Here is an 18,138-nt window from a genome sequence, read left to right on the forward strand (position 1 = left end):
TACGCCGTATTTCAATACAGCTAATTAGGTTTGAAAATACAAAAAAGGAAGAGGTTATTTAGAAGGCTCAAGATATTTGCGTTCCATCCAGAACGTACCGAAAGGGATTATAGAACACGCCAAAACGATCAATAGGGTTTTAGTATTCCACTTTAATTCAGATTTGACCAGAAAAGCCATAACCACGTAAGCAAGAAATAAAAAGCCGTGGGCCATACCTATGATTTGATTGGGCTGTCCCTCATCAAAAATATATTTAAGCGGCATGGTTACAAATAGTATCAGGAGGAAGGATATACCCTCCAGAATTGCGATCCATTTAAAAGATTGTATCATTTTAGACCATATTAAAAATAGCAGCACCGTACACTGCAAAGCGAACAAAACGCAGCAAACCAAATAGTAAGTAACTTGTAAACGGGTATTTGATCATACCTGCAGCCAGACTGCTCACTGCAAAAGGTACGGGCAGTGTTGCGCCTACAATAATTAAAAATCCTCCCCATTTACGTGCATTTTTAAGATGCTTTGCCATCTTAACCTCCAGATAATCGTGAACAGCAGGTATGCGGGTTGCGGCTCTTCCGGTAAAATAACTTACGATGCCGCCGGCATAGGAAAGCACGGCTATAAGAGACAGGTAAAGAATGGGATCGGGCATTTTATCGCTCCACGCAATAAAAATTTCGGGCGGTATGAGTCCAAGAATACTTTCTGAAATAAAAAATACCGTAAGCACCCAAAAAGGAGGGAAGGTATTTGTCATTTTGATCAGCAGGTCATTGATGTCAATAACAAAATAATGAATGCCCAGAAGGATTGCGACAAAAACCAGTAACGGAGTAATAGCCTTTTTGAGACTTCCTGCGAGAAAGCTGTAAAAACCGGTATACTTATAATATTGGTGCAGCAGCTTTAAGCGTGATTTTTTTTCGGTTTTGCGCTGTTGGGACATGGTAATTTTTTTGCAAATATATCCTATGCTTTGGCGGCTTACAAAGATGTGCACTACAATCTGTATCAAAACAGAAAGAATTGGGAAAACTTTAAAAGTTCGGGTTTTAGCATCCGCGGTAATACCCTTAATTTTAACATATGGATAAATTTAAAGATAAGGTTGCCCTCATAACCGGGGGAACCAAAGGAATAGGTAGAGGCATCGCAGAGGCCCTATTAGAACTGGGAATGAATGTGGCCATAACCAGTCGCAATCTCACTTCTGCTGAAAAAGCGGCTACCGAATTAAACAAAAAAGGAAAAGGAAAGGCTATTGGTGTGAAAGCTGATGTGCGTAAAATGGACAGTCAGGTTCAGGCAGTTGATACGGTTCTAAAAGAGTTCGGCCAGCTGGATGTACTGGTCGCCAACGCAGGATTGGGCCATTTTGCCGGAATTTCGGATATGACCGTAGACCAATGGCAGGAAACCATAGATACAAATCTGACCGGTGTTTTTTACAGCGTAAAAGCCGCATTAACCGAACTGAAGAAATCTAAAGGTTATATTTTCACCATTTCGAGTCTGGCAGGTACCAATTTCTTTGCTGGAGGAGCAGCGTATAATGCCAGTAAATTTGGGGTTACCGGATTTACGCAGGCCGTTATGCTCGATCTGAGACAGGACGATATTAAGGTTTCTACAATAATGCCGGGTTCTGTAGCTACCCATTTTAATGGTAACGAACCTTCGAAAGAGGATGCGTGGAAGATACAAAGTGAAGACATTGGTGAGCTTATTGTAGATCTGCTCAAAATGAATCCGCGTACCCTGCCAAGTAAAATCGAGGTGCGACCTTCTAAACCACCAAAGAATTAAACTACTATAAAGCCTGATTTGGCCCATTTCCTTCAGGGTACACTGTACTATTAGAAAATCATAAGGCTTATCAGGTAAATTAGTATCAAACAAAAAGACCGTCTGTTTATCAGACGGTCCTTTTTATTTCTATAAGGCTGAAGAGAATTTAGTTTTCTTCAGCATATTCCTGTAGCGCTTCAACGTAAGTCCTTAAATCAAGTCTGTTTGCTTTATTTTCAGGTTCGGCAATAAGGTTGAGTAAGTAGAGCAGGCTTTCTTCAGGTGTTGATTGATTTTCCTGATCCTCAAGCAGTTCTTCATAGCCCTCAATGGGTTCTTCTTCAGGGATTGGGATATCAAAAGTTTGGTATTCTTCAATGTGCTCAAAGGTTAAACGTATGGTTTTAGCTAAAAGGGGACGCTTTTCTTCAACAGCGAAAGGTCTCAGATCCTTTAGGTCGGCAACGATCGTATTGGTAATGATGCCGTTCAACTCAACTTCTTCTATGAGCTTATTTATAAGTTTTTGTGCTTTCGGGTTCTTCAAAATTGATGGGTTTTATTTAGAAAACAAAGGTAACGGTTTGAAGCTTTTTTTTTCAAATTCAAACGGGCATTTTTTTTTAATATGTGCGGAAGCTTAGGATCTGGACTATAAGGTCTTTTGATTAGACTTTGAGACTTTGTAGATTTTTCAGAATAAAGAGACTTTATTGCCAAATTGGTAATTCCACGCAGAATCTTACGATAAGCCCTTTAAATCCCTTATTTTTGCAAAATTCATAATTACACAGAGCTACTAAAAAGCAGTATGGCGCAAGAGCAGGATTCAAATAGCGGAAAAGAATTATACAAATACCAGTTAAATGATCTCGACCGGATTTTTTCCTGTATGGAAGAAGAGGCCGATGATTTTAATCTGCTTTACCAGCTACCCACGGGTGGCGGTAAAACGGTTATTTTTTCTGAAATCGTACGCAGATATATAGAGCAGAAGCAAAAGAAGGTCGTGATTCTTACCCATCGTATTGAGTTGTCCTCACAGACCTCAAAAATGCTCAAAACCTTTAACGTACCAAATATGATCATTAACTCCAAGGTTAAAAACCTTGAGGGTCATGAAAATTATATGTGTTATGTGGCGATGGTAGAGACGCTTAACAACCGGCTTCAGGATGAGAAGATAGATATTGATGATGTAGGGCTGGTCATTATAGATGAAGCGCATTACAATTCGTTTAGAAAACTCTTCAGTTATTTTAAGGATGCCTTTATACTTGGTGTTACGGCTACTCCGCTGAGTTCTAATGTGAAGTTGCCTATGAAAGACAACTACCGCAAGCTTATTATTGGTGAGAGTATAGGTTCATTAATTGAGAAAGGATTTTTAGCTAAAGCTCACGTGCATTCTTATGATGTGGGGCTTAAAACGCTGCAGGTTGGGATTAACGGGGATTACACCGTGAAGTCATCAGAAATACTGTATACCAACCACAGTATGCAGGAAAAGCTGCTGAGTGCTTACGAGGAGCGCGCTAAAGGCACCAAAACGCTGATCTTTAATAACGGGATCAATACCTCCAGATATGTGTACGAAACCTTTAGAGAAGCCGGCTACGACGTGCGTCATTTAGACAATACGCATACCAATAAAGAGCGAAAGGCGATCTTAAAATGGTTTAAAAACACACCCGATGCCATACTTACTTCGGTAAGTATTCTTACTACCGGTTTTGATGAACCTACCGTCGAAACCATTATTCTAAACCGGGCAACACGTTCACTCACGCTGTATTTTCAAATGATAGGTCGGGGTTCACGTATTTTGCCGGACAAAAAGAGTTTTCAGGTCATTGATCTGGGGAATAACATGGCACGTTTCGGACTTTGGGATGCTCCGATGGACTGGAATGATATCTTCCTGTATCCTGATTTTTATCTGGAAAATCTGATAAGTGACGAGGAAATAGAGCGTAATTTTGAATACGTTATGCCACCTGAGCTTCGGGCACAATTCAGCAACAGCACCAATATTGATTTTGATATCAAAAAGGAGTACGAGGAAGTTTTTGCCAAAGGTCTAAAATCTAAGGAAGCTTTAGAACGATCTATAAATCAGCACGCTCAAATTGTTTTTGAGAATACCGAAGACATTTTTGATGCGCGTATTCTTGCGCGGGAACTTAAGGAAGAAATACAATACCGTATCAGACAGTATTCTTACTGTATTATGAAGAACACCAAAAACTATAAAGACTGGCTCGAGGAAGATTATATGCGAAAGCTACGTTTAAAACTGAGTCAGATGTATGCCAATGTTCCTGCGCAATAATTTTCAATTTTGAATAAAGGCTTTTTTCTATTTTTTGCCATTTTAAGTTTAATAATAACAGGCAAATTACAAGCTCAGGAAGGAAACTCCACTTTGGGGGCCTGGTATGGTTATTTTTTTACAACAAACTTTAAAGACTCTCAGTTTGGACTAATGGGGGATGTACAGCTTCGTAATTTTGAAGTTGCCGGCGATTTTCAGCAATCCATTTTAAGAGCAGGCTTGTTTTATAAACCCAAGGACACACCTTTAAAGCTGCTTGCAGGTTATTCTTATTTTACTTCCGGCTTTTTTGGGGAAAATGAAGAGACATTTTACGAGCACAGACCGTATCAGGATGTGATTTGGAATCAAAAGATGGCATCCAGATTGTATTTTCTACACCGCATACGATTTGAGGAGCGTATTATCGAAAATCAGGATTTTAGAATGCGTTATCGCTATATGCTAAATGCAAAAATTGCGTTAAACGCCAAGGAAATTGCCCCAAAAACCTTTTATTTGTGGACTGCCGGTGAAGTTTTCATAAATGGGAAAAAGACGGTAGTTACGCCAAATTTATTTGACAGGCTTTGGTTTTTTGGCGGTACAGGTTATAAATTTACACCTGGTATTACTACAGAATTGGGTTATATGCGTGAAATTACAAATACCCAAACCAAAGGCCAGCTTATAGTAAGTTTGATTCAAACTTTTTAACGATAGTTAATGATTTTTAAAAGTAAAAACATACAACTGCTGCTCAGTATCTTTTTGGTACTGGCTGTTTTTGCTTTTAAAGTTGCCGATTTACACAAATACGTTCACGATAAGGATGATTTAAACAACCATCATTGTGAATTATGTCTTTTAAGCCATAAACAGAAAAATCAGACTGATTTTTATTTGCCACAGGCCTATGATGGGGTGCAGTCTCCGGTAGTTGTCATTACCCGTATTCAAAAGACTTTTTTCTACACAACTATTCAAAATATTCCCGTTCTTACCGGGAAATCTCTTAATAAAGCACCCCCGTCTGCATCAGTTTAATACAAGCTTTGCAACCTTTATCCTATTGTTTTTAAGCAATAGAATGGGTTGATTTTATAAACTGAAAATCAGTTCTCCTTTCGGATGAACTGAAATATAGATTCACTATGAAATTTTTCACTTTAGTGCTCGCAAGCCTATTTAGTATAGCTATGCAGGCACAGGAATGCCAATACAGCATTAGCGGTGTGGTACGCGATTTTCACGATGGCCAGGTATTACCCAATGCTACTTTAAGTATAAATGGATATCAAAAATATGCCCTGACAGATTTTGATGGGAAATACATACTTAACGGTCTTTGCGAAGGTACCTATGTCATTACGATCACGCATCCGGAGTGTGAGGTTGCCGATTTTACAATTGAGCTAAATGGTAATGTAAAGCGCGATTTTAAACTCGAGCATCATACCGAAGAGCTAAATGCCGTTACCGTAAAGGGGCAAAACACGACAAAGGGTTCTTCATCCAGTGCTGCTCAGGTACTGCAGACCGAAGATCTGGAAAGCTATAGCAACGCCAGTTTGGGAGATGCACTCCGGGAAATACCCGGTGTTTCGTCACTTAATACCGGGAGTACGGTCGTAAAGCCGGTTATTCAGGGATTGCACAGCAGCCGTGTATTGATAATCAATAACGGTACGCGTATGGAAGATCAGGAGTGGGGAGTAGAGCACGCTCCAAACCTGGATCTAAATACTGCTGCAAACGTAACTGTTGTAAAAGGAGCGAGTGCCCTGCGCTACGGTGGCGATGCGGTAGGAGGAGTGATTTTAACCGAATCCCCCAAGGCGCCGGCCAAGGACACCCTGTATGGAAAAACAATTCTTAGCGGTGCCTCCAATGGCCGTGGCTACGGTATTACTACAACCCTGATGAAAGCTTATAAAAGCGGCTTTTACCTTCAGGGTCAGGGAACCCGAAAGCGTTCGGGCGATCGTGAAGCACCAGATTATGTTTTATCGAATACCGGAGTTTCTGAAAATGATTTTTCGGTAGGTGTGGGGCTAGATAAGTTCACCTATGGTTTTGACGCCTATTACAGTATGTATGATGCTGAAATAGGTATTCTCAGAGCCAGTCATATTGGTAATGTGAGTGACCTTATACGAGCGATCAATAGCGGAGAGCCTGATGTCATCAGGGATTTTACCTACGATATCAATGCACCAAAACAGGATGTGAGGCATCATTTAGCCAAACTAGGTCTGTTTAAGCGCTTTGAGAAAGCCGGAAAACTCACTCTTGATTATTCGTTTCAGCAAAACAACCGATTAGAGTATGACATCAGAAGGGGAGAAAACCGCGATAAACCCAGTCTTGACTTAAAACTAACTACGCATACGCTGCAAAGTAATTTTGCTTATGACGCGCGGTCTGATTTTAAGGCAGATTTTGGGGTTGAAGCTTCCTATCAGGAAAACTTCCCGAATCCGGAAACAGACATTAGACGTCTGATACCTGATTATGCGATGTACACTCTTGGAGCTTATGCAACAGCCTCGTATGACATCAATAGCAGCATTAAAATAGATGGTGGTTTCAGGTATGATTTCAATGAGATTGACGCTCAAAAATACTATCTGAACAGCAGCTGGGAAGATCGCGATTATGATGCCGATTTTTCAGATTTAATCGTTGAGCGTTTTGACAACCAATTGCTGATAAATCCGGTATTTGATTATCATAACTTTTCGGGAACGCTGGGAGGTAGGTATCAGTTTGCAAACAACTGGGATTTGAAACTCAATTTCAGCTCTGCTTCGCGAGCTCCAAATCCTGCAGAATTATTTAGTGACGGCCTGCACCATTCAGCTGCGATTATCGAACTGGGAGATCTGCGTATCAAACAGGAGCAATCCTATAAAACCAGTCTTGAATTAAATGGTCAGACCGGAGGGTTCAGCTTTGGGATTAATCCCTATTACAATCAGATCAACGATTTTATAATTCTTGAGCCAACAGGGCTTCAGTACACCAATCGCGGTGCATTTCCTGTTTACGAGTATTCTCAGGTGGATGCGCGGTTATTTGGCGTAGATCTTCAGGCAGCCTATTATTTTAATGATCAGTTTGATCTAAAAACCGCATTTGCTTATGTAAACGGGCAGGATTTGGATCGTGACAGACCCTTAATTGATATGCCGGCGCCTAATGTGAACACCACTTTTTCCTTTCGCAAAGCGGAATGGAATAATCTAAATGTTTCCTTACGTAATCAAAGTGTTTTTAAACAAACGCGATTTCCCGATACTGATTTTGAGGTAACCTATATCAACGATTCGGGATCTGAAGTGACCGAAAATGTACGTGTAAGTGAATCTCCCGAAGCATACAGTTTATTTAACCTGGCATCTTCAGCAGAATTTAAGGTGCTTAATAAATCTACACTGACTCTAGGCCTCTTTGTAGATAATATTTTTAATACGGCCTATCGCGATTACCTGAATCGTCAGCGCTATTTCGCTGATGATTTGGGACGAAATTTTAAAATTCAAATAAAACTTAATTATTAAATATCAAATCATGAAAAATTTAAAAATCTCAAGCCTTTTACTTTTAGCACTAATCAGTTTCTCAAGCTGTTCAGACGATGAGGGAACACCGGAAATCATAAACGAGGAAGAAGTAATAACTACGGTAACGGTAACTCTTGTGCCTCAAACCGGAAGCACGGTAACATTAACTTCAAGAGATTTAGATGGGGATGGCCCCGATGCTCCTGTAAGAACGGTCTCGGGCAACCTGCAGGCTGGTATGCAGTATTCAGGAAGTATTGTTCTTCAAAATGAGACTGTTTCTCCTGCAGAAGTAATTAATGAAGAGATCGAGGAAGAAGCAGATGAGCATCAGTTTTTCTATCAGGTTACCGGAGGATTAGATGCTACGGCTGTTTATGCTGATGAAGAAAATGATTATTTAACTAATGGTAGTACAAATCCTGTGGGGCTTTCTTTTACTATGCAAGCCGGGGCTGCATCAACCGGTCAGTTTACCGTTACCCTGCGTCACGAGCCTAATAAAGATGCAGAAGGTGTAAGTGAAGGTAACTTAACTAATGCAGGTGGAGAGACCGATGTTGCTCAAACCTTTGACCTGACTATTGAATAATAGTCAACTTTAAAGTATAAAAAATGCCCTGCGAAAGCAGGGCATTTTTTTATTTACCAGGTAAATATTTTAACCTAAATAGGTTTTTAGCACTTTACTTCTTGAGGTGTGGCGTAATCTGCGAATTCCTTTTTCACGGATTTGACGTACGCGTTCACGGCTTAAATCAAACATCTCACCAATTTCCTGAAGGGTATGCGGCTGCTCACCACCCAAACCGTAGTTTAATTTAATAACGTCAGACTCACGAGGTGACAGGGTTTCTAGAGCACGCTCAATCTCGGTACCCAAAGATTCCTGCATTAAATCTGCATCCGGATTTGGAGACTCACCAGACTTCAATACGTCGTACAGGTTAGAGTCGTTTTCACCTTCTTTAAACGGTGCATCCATCGATAGATTACGACCTGAATTCTTCATTGCCAGTTTTACCTTGGCAACGGTCATATCAAGTTCTTTTGCAATCTCATCTGCAGATGGCGGACGCTCCAAACTTTGCTCTAAATAAGAAAAAGCTTTGTTGATCTTACTTATTGTACCAATCTTGTTAAGTGGTAAACGCACGGTTCTGGAATGCTCTGAAATCGCCTGTAAAATAGATTGGCGAATCCACCATACAGCATAGGAAATAAATTTAAAACCACGGGTTTCATCAAAACGCTTAGCGGCTTTTACAAGACCTACGTTACCTTCGTTAATCAAATCGGGCAATTTTAAGCCTTGATTTTGATACTGTTTTGCAACAGAAACCACAAAACGCAAATTAGCCTTCGTCAATCGTTCTAAAGCAACCTGATCGCCTTCACGAATACGTTGTGCCAACTCGACCTCCTCATCAGCGGTAATCATATCGAGTTTGCTTACATCCTGTAAATACGTGTTTAAAGATTTTGATTCCCGATTGGTTACCTGCTTGGTGATTTTGAGTTGTCTCATATATAAATTTGTTTTTTAAAGTAATTAGAATGTATTATAACATGGATATCTATCAAATCAAATTAATTAACCATCTTTAATAGTAATTTAACATTTGATTGCCCGGAAATTGCTTAATTACGGGGTTATTGATCGTCTTTTTTCTTTTTCTTCCGTTTTAAGAACGAAAAGAAACCCCCATTGTTGCCTTCCTCTTCTTCTTCCTGAACTTCAGGGTCAGGCTCAACAACCTGCTCTACGGTTTTTAATATTTTACCCCGATCATCCAGGTAAACCTCTTCTACAGACTCTTCTTCCTGACCGTTAAAAATGGACTCAAAAAATGATTGAACTCCAGAACTTGTACTGTCACGCACTACAGGCGGGCAATTTAATGAGCTGGCTACTTCCTGAGACGGACTTCTAAATCGCTGTGAGGTCAAAGAAGCATAGGTTGTATCGGCATTAAGTCTTTGCATCCATTTAGCATAAATAGGCAAAGCCGAATTTGCTCCTGCGCCCAGACCTGTACTGCTAAAGCCAATACGATAATCATCATTACCTACCCAGGTTACGGCAACAATTGTTGGTGTAATCCCCACAAACCAGCCATCTTTATTATCCTGAGTGGTCCCGGTCTTTCCGGCAATGTCATTTTTGAGCTTATACGTGTACCTTAGTCGGGTAGCTGTACCTTCACTTACAGTAGCTTTCATCATTTCTATCATTGCCTGTCTGGTACTGCTGCGCATCACCGGTTTTTCAGCGATTTGAGGTTCAAATTTTGCTATGACCCGGCCACTGCGATCTACAATTTTTGTGATATAATATGGTTTTGCGGGTTTACCCTGATTTACAAATGAAGTATAGGCAGAGGCCAAATCGCGCATTTTTATCTGTGCTGTACCTAATGCCAATGAAGGAACATAGGGTAATTTTGATTCTATCCCCATACGTCTGGCCTGCGAAATCACCTTACCAATACCTACATCGAGTAACACTTTAACGGCAACGGTATTTATAGAGTTGCTCAAAGCCCCTTTTAAGGAATACTTGAGATCTTCGCCCTCACCACCTGAATTTGACGGCGACCAGACTTTCTCGTTAAAATGATATACCTGTTTGGCACCATCGTAATAAGTACAGGGGTCCATTTGTTGTTCAAGGGCAGTGGTGTACACAAAGGGTTTAAAGGTAGACCCCACCATACGCTCACTTTGACTTACGTGATCGTATTTAAAATTTTGAAAATCGATACCTCCTACGTAAGCCAGTATACCGCCGGTTTGAGGATCCATGGCTATAAAACCGCAATTGAGAAGGGAAAGATAATGTGAAAGGCTGTCGCGTACCGAGATGAGCTGTCTGCGTTCGTCGGTGTTCCAGTCAAAAATGGTACGTTCTTTCTTTACATTCAGAGAATCTTCCAGAGCCTGCCCGCTAATACTGTCTTTAATAAGTTTTTGGTAATATGGCAGTCGTTCTAAAGAGGGCTGAAGGATTGATTTTTGATTCCACGGGGCGTAATTTCCGTAGGCTTTTTCATATTGCGTTTGCAGCGCTGCCATATGTTCGCGCATTGAAGCTTCTGCATATTGCTGCATTTTTTTATCGAGGGTGGTGTGAATGGTAAGCCCATCTTTGTACAGATCGTACGAGCTGCCATCTTCCTTAGAGTAGTTTTTAAGGAGTTCGCGGGCTTCTTTGCGTATAAGTTCTCTAAAGTAAGGAGCGATGCCCAGATCGCTGCGTTCCTGATAACTGAGAACGATGGTATCACGCTCCATCCCAATTGTGTCCTGAGGCTTCAGGTATTTGTAACGCAACATTTGATTGATTACCACATCCCTTCGTTTTTTAGCCCGTTCCGGATGTACACGTGGGTTGTAACTGTTATTGGCTTTAAGAGATCCTACTAGTATTGCGGCTTCGTTAAGCGTAAGGAGTTCAGTACTTTTATTGAAAAACTTTTGGCTGGCGCTTTCAATTCCATAGGTGTTATCAGGAAAGGGTACCGTGTTAAGATATAGGTTTATAATTTCTTCTTTAGTATAGACCTGCTCTATACGCTGAGCCACTATAAACTCTTTAAATTTGGAAATAACAAGCCCCATAGTCCCACTATCAGGACGACCGTAAATATTCTTGACCAGCTGCTGCGTAAGGGTACTTCCTCCTCCGGAAGATTCATCACGCATAAGCAGGGTTTTGAAGAAAACACGCATCAGGCTTAGTTTATCAACTCCGTCGTGCTTATAAAACCGGGCATCTTCAGTAGCAATCAGTGCGTTTTTAAGATGTACGGGAATCTCGTCAAAGCCTATAGGTCTTCGATCAAAAATGTAATAATTGCCAATGTTTTCGCCATTGCGATCCACTAATTGAGTGGCCAGAGCCTGCTCCAGATGAGTAAGTTCGTATTTGGTTGGAAGTTTCCCCCACAATCCCAGATAAATACTTAAAAAGAAAAGGGAGAACAAAAAAAATAGAGATCCCATTGCCATTAGCGGATAGCGCACCCACTTGCGTTTAATAGCCGTATGAAATTTAAGGGCGGCAAAACGAAACCCAATTTCAACGTACTTTAAAGTTTTGATAAAAAGCTTAAATGCCTTGTGTTTTAAAGAAGTGTTGGGCTTGTTTTTCAAGGGATTTCTCATAAAAATACAAAGGTAACAGTTCTACAGAAAGATAGCTATGGGGGTTTACATTAGTTTAACACGAAAAATATTTTATAAGCACTGTAACAAAAAAACTTCTGTCGCGTCTTATTTATATAACATCAATCAAAAACGTTCTTTTCTATTCAGGTTTAAAATTAGACTAACGGCTGCCGAGGCAGCGGAAAGTATACAAGACAGTGGGCTTGTTCCTTTTAAATGGGGAATGTGCCGATGGTGAAAAAACCGAATTTAAAAGCCACATTCATCAATCACAAACGAGCGGTTATCTGATTCTTTTAGATAGCTGCTTTTTTTTTTTTGGCACCGCCAAAGGATATAAAACTCCGAAGATCGCCTAGAATTCTGGCTTTGTTTCCTTTTGATGCCGCATAAGCTTGTGTTGAAAGTCTACTTAAAGTAAGCCCGAAAGCAGGAATGTTGCCACTACACACAGTATTAGCGAAAGCAAGCCGCCTACTATAAGAAAATGTTTAAACTTATAAATACCCAGATTATATATCAGCGTATTGGTCTGGTAGCCCACGGGTGTAAAGAAACTAAAGCTGGCCGCAAATAAGACCGCAAGAATAAATGGTTTCGCAGAAAGATCAAGACCAGATGCTACAGTGATGGCAATTGGGGTCATAATTACCGCGGTAGCATTATTGGATATTGAACCGCTCAAAATCATCGTTATGCTAAACAATGCGCCCAAAATAAAGAGGTGATTTTTACCTTCAAAAAACAGCAGTAATTTTTCAGATAACCAGACATCGGCGCCGCTGTTTGTCATGGCAACTCCCAATGGAATCATACCGGCAAGCAGGAAGAAAATTTGCCAGTCTACTTTATGATACATTTTATCCATTTGCAGGCTGTTTGTCAGCAATAGCAAAGCAATTCCGGTGAGGGAGCTCGCCAAAATGCTCAACAAGCCCGAAGCCGCAAGGCCAATAACGGTAATGAGGATTGCTGCGGTAATGTATTTGCGTTTTACATCGGTATTTTGAAGCGATTCGTGCGTTTTAAGAACAGCTATACCTTCTACGCGCTCGAGATTTTGAATTTCCGCCTGAGTGATTTCCAGCAAAATACGATCACCTGATTTGATGCGGATTTGATCCAGATCCTTTCGAATGAGTCTTTCGGTAGTATTGCGGATGTTTTTTCGTTTTTTAATAGCCACCGGCAAAGCCCCTTCAAGCTTGTAGCGTTTTATACTGGAAAGAGAATTTCCTATAAGTGAAGATCCGGGCAGTACAAGTACTTCGACCAGTTGAATGCCTGTATCATCAGATTCTTTAGTTTCTGAGTCGGTTAGTCCGGTTTTACGTTCCGAAATTCCTTCTTCATTTGATATGCGCCCTATAGTTTCCAGATCGGCCATCAAAACCAGTTTATCCCCTTCCGCAAGAGTGATGTACTTGCCCGGTGCATTGGTCACTATTCCATTTCGAACCAATTTTAATAAGGTAACATTAGGATTGTTGAGCAGGGAGGACTTATCGATAGATTTGCCTATGAGTTTTGAATCTTTTGTAATGCTCAGTGTAGTGATGAGTTCGTCGAGCTTATAAGCTGTTTCCAGGTTTTCTGAAGCATTACCTTTCGGGAGAAAGCGCGATGCAATACTGACCACGATAATTCCGATAAGCAGAAAAATACCTCCGAGCCAGGCAAACTCAAAAAAAGCCAGTTTTTCAACGCCTCTGTTTTGTGCAATAGAATTTACAATGAGGTTTGTAGAAGTACCCATTAATGTGCAGCTTCCGCCCAGAATACCGGCAAAAGATACCGGAAGTAGTAATTTTCCGGAAGGGATTCCGAAGCGTTCAGACAATTGAAATATAATTTTGATAAACACAATAACCACTGCTGTGGTACTTATAAATGCCGAAATACCTGCGGTTATAAACATAAATACCGGAATCAGCAGGATCATAGGGAGAATGCTGAGTTTCTGCAGGCCCTGGGCAAGCCAGGCAATTACGCCGTTATCCTCAAGGGCTATGGCCAGAATCATAAGTGCCAGCACGGTAATGGTTGCGGTATTGGAGAAGCCGCTTATACCTTCTTCGGGAGAGACCAAACCCAGTAAAACCAGAGCAACGATAATAAAAATGGCGATTTTATCAACCGGGAAGAGTTCGGTGACAAAAAATACAATAGTTAATCCCAGTATGATAAATACTTCAATAATCGCCAGATCCATAGATTCAATCTTTTTTATAAAAGTATGTTGAAACTTAAAGCGCTATTCCTAAATTAAACTTAAACCTGTAACCTAAAATTGAAGTGAGCTGCAATAAGTTTATCTTTAATTTTCTATAAGTTTAGTTTAATGTATTCTGCACTCCGTAGTCATATAGAAGCAATTGTTTCCCTTACCGATAGCGAATTTGAAGAGTTTGTAAGTATCCTTTCTCTTGAGAAATTTAAAAAGGACGAGTTTATAATCAGACAGGGGGATGCCGTTACAAAAGAGTATTACGTTCTTGAAGGTTGTGCACAGGCCTATTATGCCTCAGAAACCGGGGATCGCTCTGTGCTTCAATTTGCTATAGAAGATTGGTGGATCAGTGATTTTTCTGCGTTTTATAACAATACTCCGGCAGTTTTAAACGTGCGGTGTATAGAGGATACCGTGGTATTGGGGCTGCACAGGCAGCATCTGGAGGAGTTTTATGAACGGGTACCCAAATTTGAACGTTTTTTCCGTATCAAGGTCACTAAAGCTTTTCTTAGTTTAAAAAATCGCATTCAGAGCGGTCTTGATAAAAACAGTAAAGAGCGCTATCTGGATTTTTGTCAAACCTATCCCAATATTGAAAGACGTGTACCCAACTATCAAATCGCCAGCTACCTGGGTATTCAGCCTCAATCACTAAGTCGCATTCGAAAAGAGATCCAGACTTCGGGTTCCGATATTTCAACTTAACACTGCTTAACAGGTTTTAATGCAGGCTTAACAGGTTACGCTCACATAGGTGAATAAATTGCCTATGGCTGTTAGTTAATTTTACCTGAACCAAAAAATTAATAATATGAGTTTATCAAATAAAACTATTATAGTAACCGGTGCTTCAAGTGGAATAGGCGAAGCAACAGCTAAAACCCTTGCCGCTGCAGGCGCTAATGTTGTGATTACAGCACGACGTACAGAACGTCTTCAGGAACTTAAAGATTTAATTGAAAAGGAGGGTGGTAAGGCACTCGTTGTAACTGCTGACGTTACCAGTAAGGAAGACTGGAAAAAAGTAATGACCGAAACACATAAGACATTCGGAAAGGTGAATGTACTGGTCAATAACGCCGGATTAATGCCGCTATCATTTGTTGAAAACCTAAAAACAGATGAATGGGACAAAATGGTAGATGTGAATATTAAAGGTGTTTTAAATGGGGTTGCCAGCGTAGTGCCCGATATGAAAGAAACCAAAAATGGACACATCATTAATATATCATCTGTTGCAGGGCGAAAAGTAATGCCCGCAGGAGCCGTCTATTGCGCTACAAAATATGCGGTACGTGCCCTAAGTGAAGGTATTCGTCAGGAAATGGGACCCAAATACAATACAAAAGTAACAGCAATCGAACCCGGTTTTGTTGCTACAGAGCTGACCAATACGATTACTGATGAAGATGTACAAGATATGATGTCTCAGTTTGAAGACCTTACTCCACTTCAGGCTCAGGATATAGCCAACTCTATTTACTATGCCCTGTCACAACCGGAACATAGCAGCGTGAATGAGATTTTAATAAGACCTACAACTCAGGAATTATAAGATCTTTTCTAATTATAATAATCAAAGCTTCATCGATTTTCGGTGAAGCTTTTTTGTTTTAGCAAATAAAACTAAAATTTAAAAGGCTCAATATTCCCAGAATGAGTGCTGTAAGACCAATGATCGCCCTATAGGGATTGAGCACTGAAGCGGTTTTATTAAAGAAGTTATGCAGGCCGGGTTGGTTCTCAAGCGTTCCGCCGAGCAGGGTAAGGCCAGCTAAAATGCTTACCAGATCCCTGAAAAAACAAAAGGGTTTTAGCAAATACCAGATTCCCAAAATCAGACAAATTCCACCTATAACTGCAGCAAAGGGGCGTAAAGCGTTTGCGATTTTTGTGAAAACCTGAGCATCACCATCCCATTTATCCAGTGTGGCGATTGCCAGAAGGATTCCGGCACAAATAAGGGCCAGTTCATAAAGTATATGCATAACGGCTGAAGTTTACAATTCATCAAAATTCTGAAGCGGCACGAGTTCTTCCTGCTCGCGTATAAAATTAACAGCTTCCAGCAGGCTATCAAAGGATAGAATAGCATCTCTATAAAAAAAACGTTCAATGACCAGATTAAGCATAGACTTTTCTCTGTAGGTAACTGCTGCAAATAATTTAAAAGTCTTGCCCATTTTTAAAAACTTGAGCCAATCCTGAGGTTTAATCGAATAGTCGTTGATTCTGTTAGATATGTAGTTGAGGTGATTGGTTTCAGTTCCGTAGAATTGTATACCTAAATTGATTACTGTAAAGGCTTTTTCCCAATCAAACAAAACACCTTCTGCAATTTCTGATATGATAAAACTATCAAAGAAATAGAATACCCCAAACGGCAGCTTATGCTCTTCCAGAACATGGTGTATAAGTGGTGTATCCCGTACTCTCATACCCCTAAAGTTAGCTAAAGAAAGATTTATTTTAAAAAACTCAAATGAAAAAAAGTGGTCTATAGGTCAGTTTATCAGACTTTTAAATCACCTGAAATAAAAAAAGCTGCCGGTAGGCAGCTTTTTAGAAGTAATTAGGGGTTAAAAGTTAGTCTGTACTGCTAACCAGTGATAAGAATTTATCCAGATTAGGCAGAATTACTATTCGGGTTCTTCGGTTTTTTGCGCGGTCTTCTTTGGTAGCATTGTCAACAAGCGGTAAGTAACTACTACGCCCCGCAGCTATTAATTTTGCCGGATCAACATCATATTTATCCTGCAGCTCACGAATGATTGCTGTAGAACGTTGTACACTTAATTCCCAGTTATCCTTGATGTAAGCCCCCGGTTTTACGGTTTGGTCATCTGTATGCCCTTCAACCATTACTTCAATGGCAGGTTCAGAATTGATAACATCGGCAAGGCGCTTTAAAAGATCGTCTGCTTTTTTGCTTACGCGATAGCTTCCGCTGTTAAAAAGCAATTTGTCGGACACGTTAATCATAACCACAGTCTCATCAATGTCAACCTGAATATCATCATCTGCAGTGACGTTTTCGTCCAGATTCTTTTTCAGATTATAAGAGATTGCGAGGTTCATAGAGTCTTCTAAAGAACGCGCTTGGGCTAACTCCTGCTGGTCTGCATTCTTAAGCGTTTCACGCATTTTGGCTTTTGAAGCTTCAGACATTACAGCCAGATTTTCAACCAGGTCTAATTTTTGATAATTCTCATCTCTAAGCGAGTTGATTTTGGTGTTGTAATCTGCTACACGATTTTCGATAGCGTTGTACCTGGCTTCCAGCTCTTCCTTTTCAACCTGAGTTTTGGTAAGTGTTACCCGGGTATTGTCGTACTGGCTTTGCAATTCGGTGTATTTCTTTTTAGATACACAAGAAACGGTAAGTATGGTTACGCCCAGGGCCGCAACGGTGTTTAAAGTTTTCATTTTTCAAAAAATTATAGTTAGGTTTCTATAACCTTGAAAAATGGCCAATAGTGCCCTGAAGTTCTTATTTTTCTGTTAAAAAAAGAAATCCTGCCATTCGATAAATGGCAGGATTCCTGATTTAAAGCTGGTTAACAGCTTATGTTGAACTAATTATTTTATTTCTACAAGCTCCAGATCAAATACCAGATCCTGACCTGCCAGCGGGTGATTGGCATCAATCACGATACTTTCGCTACGCACTTCGGCTACACGAAGTTGACGTTCTGTACCGTCGGGATTTTTAGCCATTAAGCCCATTCCTACCTGAGGATCAATTTCTGAAGGCAGATCACTTTTGGGTACTTCCTGAAAAAGTTCTTTTCGTACTTCGCCATAGGCTTCAGCTTCAGGGATAGTAACCGTTTTTTTCTCTTTTTCGGCCATATCGATCAATCCCTGCTCAAAGCCCGGTATAATCATACCCTGTCCTAATTGAAATTCAAGGGGTTGCTTGTCTACTGAACTGTCAAATATTTGACCATTAGTAAGCTTTCCGGTGTAGTGTACCTTTACGGTATCGTTATTTTTTACTTTACGTTTTGTGTTTTTTTCCTGTGTTTCCATAGGAACAAGCTAAAAAACAGGCTGTG

At 40.4% G+C, this 18,138-nt stretch carries 18 protein-coding genes; 8 read left to right on the forward strand and 10 right to left on the reverse strand.

Annotated features, from left to right (window positions below):
* Positions 1-54: 54 nt before the first annotated feature.
* Positions 55-336, reverse strand: a complete 282-nt coding sequence (locus ACSSS3_RS15505) for a DUF3817 domain-containing protein (RefSeq protein ID WP_228231614.1) — start codon at positions 334-336, stop codon at positions 55-57.
* A gap of 1 nt (position 337) precedes the next feature.
* Positions 338-955, reverse strand: a complete 618-nt coding sequence (locus ACSSS3_RS15510) for a YqaA family protein (RefSeq protein ID WP_228231641.1) — start codon at positions 953-955, stop codon at positions 338-340.
* A 140-nt stretch (positions 956-1,095) separates the two neighbouring features.
* Between ACSSS3_RS15510 and ACSSS3_RS15515 the strand changes: the two genes are divergently transcribed.
* On the forward strand, positions 1,096-1,815 hold the full coding sequence (locus ACSSS3_RS15515; protein ID WP_442845393.1) for an SDR family oxidoreductase: 720 nt from the start codon (positions 1,096-1,098) through the stop codon (positions 1,813-1,815).
* A 148-nt stretch (positions 1,816-1,963) separates the two neighbouring features.
* Here ACSSS3_RS15515 and ACSSS3_RS15520 read toward each other — a convergent pair whose 3' ends face one another.
* Entirely contained in the window at positions 1,964-2,344 is a 381-nt protein-coding gene (locus ACSSS3_RS15520; RefSeq protein WP_442845394.1) for a hypothetical protein, read from the reverse strand.
* A gap of 264 nt (positions 2,345-2,608) precedes the next feature.
* On the opposite strand from ACSSS3_RS15520, the gene ACSSS3_RS15525 reads away from it, so the two are divergent.
* The 5 genes from ACSSS3_RS15525 to ACSSS3_RS15545 all read left to right on the forward strand — a co-directional run bounded on the left by ACSSS3_RS15525 (position 2,609) and on the right by ACSSS3_RS15545 (position 8,269).
* Complete coding sequence (locus tag ACSSS3_RS15525; protein WP_442845395.1) at positions 2,609-4,129, forward strand: DEAD/DEAH box helicase; 1,521 nt, start codon at positions 2,609-2,611, stop codon at positions 4,127-4,129.
* A 9-nt stretch (positions 4,130-4,138) separates the two neighbouring features.
* Complete coding sequence (locus ACSSS3_RS15530) at positions 4,139-4,828, forward strand: DUF2490 domain-containing protein (protein ID WP_442845396.1); 690 nt, start codon at positions 4,139-4,141, stop codon at positions 4,826-4,828.
* A 9-nt stretch (positions 4,829-4,837) separates the two neighbouring features.
* The gene (locus ACSSS3_RS15535) at positions 4,838-5,158 is read left to right on the forward strand and encodes a hypothetical protein (protein WP_442845397.1); all 321 of its coding nucleotides are present in this window, start codon (positions 4,838-4,840) and stop codon (positions 5,156-5,158) included.
* Between the two features lie 107 nt (positions 5,159-5,265).
* Positions 5,266-7,674, forward strand: coding sequence for a TonB-dependent receptor (locus ACSSS3_RS15540; RefSeq protein WP_442845398.1), 2,409 nt, complete (start codon positions 5,266-5,268; stop codon positions 7,672-7,674).
* A gap of 10 nt (positions 7,675-7,684) precedes the next feature.
* Positions 7,685-8,269, forward strand: coding sequence for a type 1 periplasmic binding fold superfamily protein (locus ACSSS3_RS15545; protein WP_442845399.1), 585 nt, complete (start codon positions 7,685-7,687; stop codon positions 8,267-8,269).
* A gap of 69 nt (positions 8,270-8,338) precedes the next feature.
* On the opposite strand, the gene ACSSS3_RS15550 is transcribed toward ACSSS3_RS15545, so the two are convergent.
* The 3 genes from ACSSS3_RS15550 to ACSSS3_RS15560 all read right to left on the reverse strand — a co-directional run bounded on the left by ACSSS3_RS15550 (position 8,339) and on the right by ACSSS3_RS15560 (position 14,059).
* Entirely contained in the window at positions 8,339-9,205 is an 867-nt protein-coding gene (locus tag ACSSS3_RS15550; RefSeq protein ID WP_073097290.1) for a sigma-70 family RNA polymerase sigma factor, read from the reverse strand.
* Between the two features lie 125 nt (positions 9,206-9,330).
* Positions 9,331-11,844 carry a transglycosylase domain-containing protein gene (locus tag ACSSS3_RS15555; RefSeq protein WP_442845400.1) on the reverse strand — a complete coding sequence of 838 codons (2,514 nt, stop codon included), beginning with the start codon at positions 11,842-11,844 and terminating at the stop codon, positions 9,331-9,333.
* 415 nt (positions 11,845-12,259) lie between these two features.
* On the reverse strand, positions 12,260-14,059 hold the full coding sequence (locus ACSSS3_RS15560; RefSeq protein WP_442845401.1) for an SLC13 family permease: 1,800 nt from the start codon (positions 14,057-14,059) through the stop codon (positions 12,260-12,262).
* A gap of 129 nt (positions 14,060-14,188) precedes the next feature.
* Here ACSSS3_RS15560 and ACSSS3_RS15565 point away from each other — a divergent pair, with 129 nt between their 5' ends.
* Complete coding sequence (locus ACSSS3_RS15565) at positions 14,189-14,785, forward strand: Crp/Fnr family transcriptional regulator (RefSeq protein ID WP_442845402.1); 597 nt, start codon at positions 14,189-14,191, stop codon at positions 14,783-14,785.
* 106 nt (positions 14,786-14,891) lie between these two features.
* Positions 14,892-15,635 (forward strand): SDR family oxidoreductase, encoded by a 744-nt coding sequence (locus tag ACSSS3_RS15570; protein ID WP_228231625.1) that lies wholly within the window; start codon positions 14,892-14,894, stop codon positions 15,633-15,635.
* A 58-nt stretch (positions 15,636-15,693) separates the two neighbouring features.
* Here the strand turns inward: ACSSS3_RS15570 and ACSSS3_RS15575 are convergent, their stop codons facing one another.
* From ACSSS3_RS15575 to ACSSS3_RS15590, 4 genes are all read right to left on the reverse strand, one after another.
* Positions 15,694-16,068, reverse strand: coding sequence for a hypothetical protein (locus ACSSS3_RS15575; RefSeq protein ID WP_442845403.1), 375 nt, complete (start codon positions 16,066-16,068; stop codon positions 15,694-15,696).
* 12 nt (positions 16,069-16,080) lie between these two features.
* On the reverse strand, positions 16,081-16,518 hold the full coding sequence (locus tag ACSSS3_RS15580; protein ID WP_442845404.1) for a hypothetical protein: 438 nt from the start codon (positions 16,516-16,518) through the stop codon (positions 16,081-16,083).
* A gap of 148 nt (positions 16,519-16,666) precedes the next feature.
* Positions 16,667-17,506 (reverse strand): OmpA/MotB family protein, encoded by an 840-nt coding sequence (locus ACSSS3_RS15585; protein WP_228231628.1) that lies wholly within the window; start codon positions 17,504-17,506, stop codon positions 16,667-16,669.
* A gap of 153 nt (positions 17,507-17,659) precedes the next feature.
* Entirely contained in the window at positions 17,660-18,112 is a 453-nt protein-coding gene (locus tag ACSSS3_RS15590; RefSeq protein ID WP_442845405.1) for an FKBP-type peptidyl-prolyl cis-trans isomerase, read from the reverse strand.
* Positions 18,113-18,138: the final 26 nt, after the last annotated feature.

The sequence above is a fragment of the Leeuwenhoekiella sp. H156 genome (genome assembly GCF_052218455.1).
Lineage (GTDB): Bacteria > Bacteroidota > Bacteroidia > Flavobacteriales > Flavobacteriaceae > Leeuwenhoekiella > Leeuwenhoekiella parthenopeia.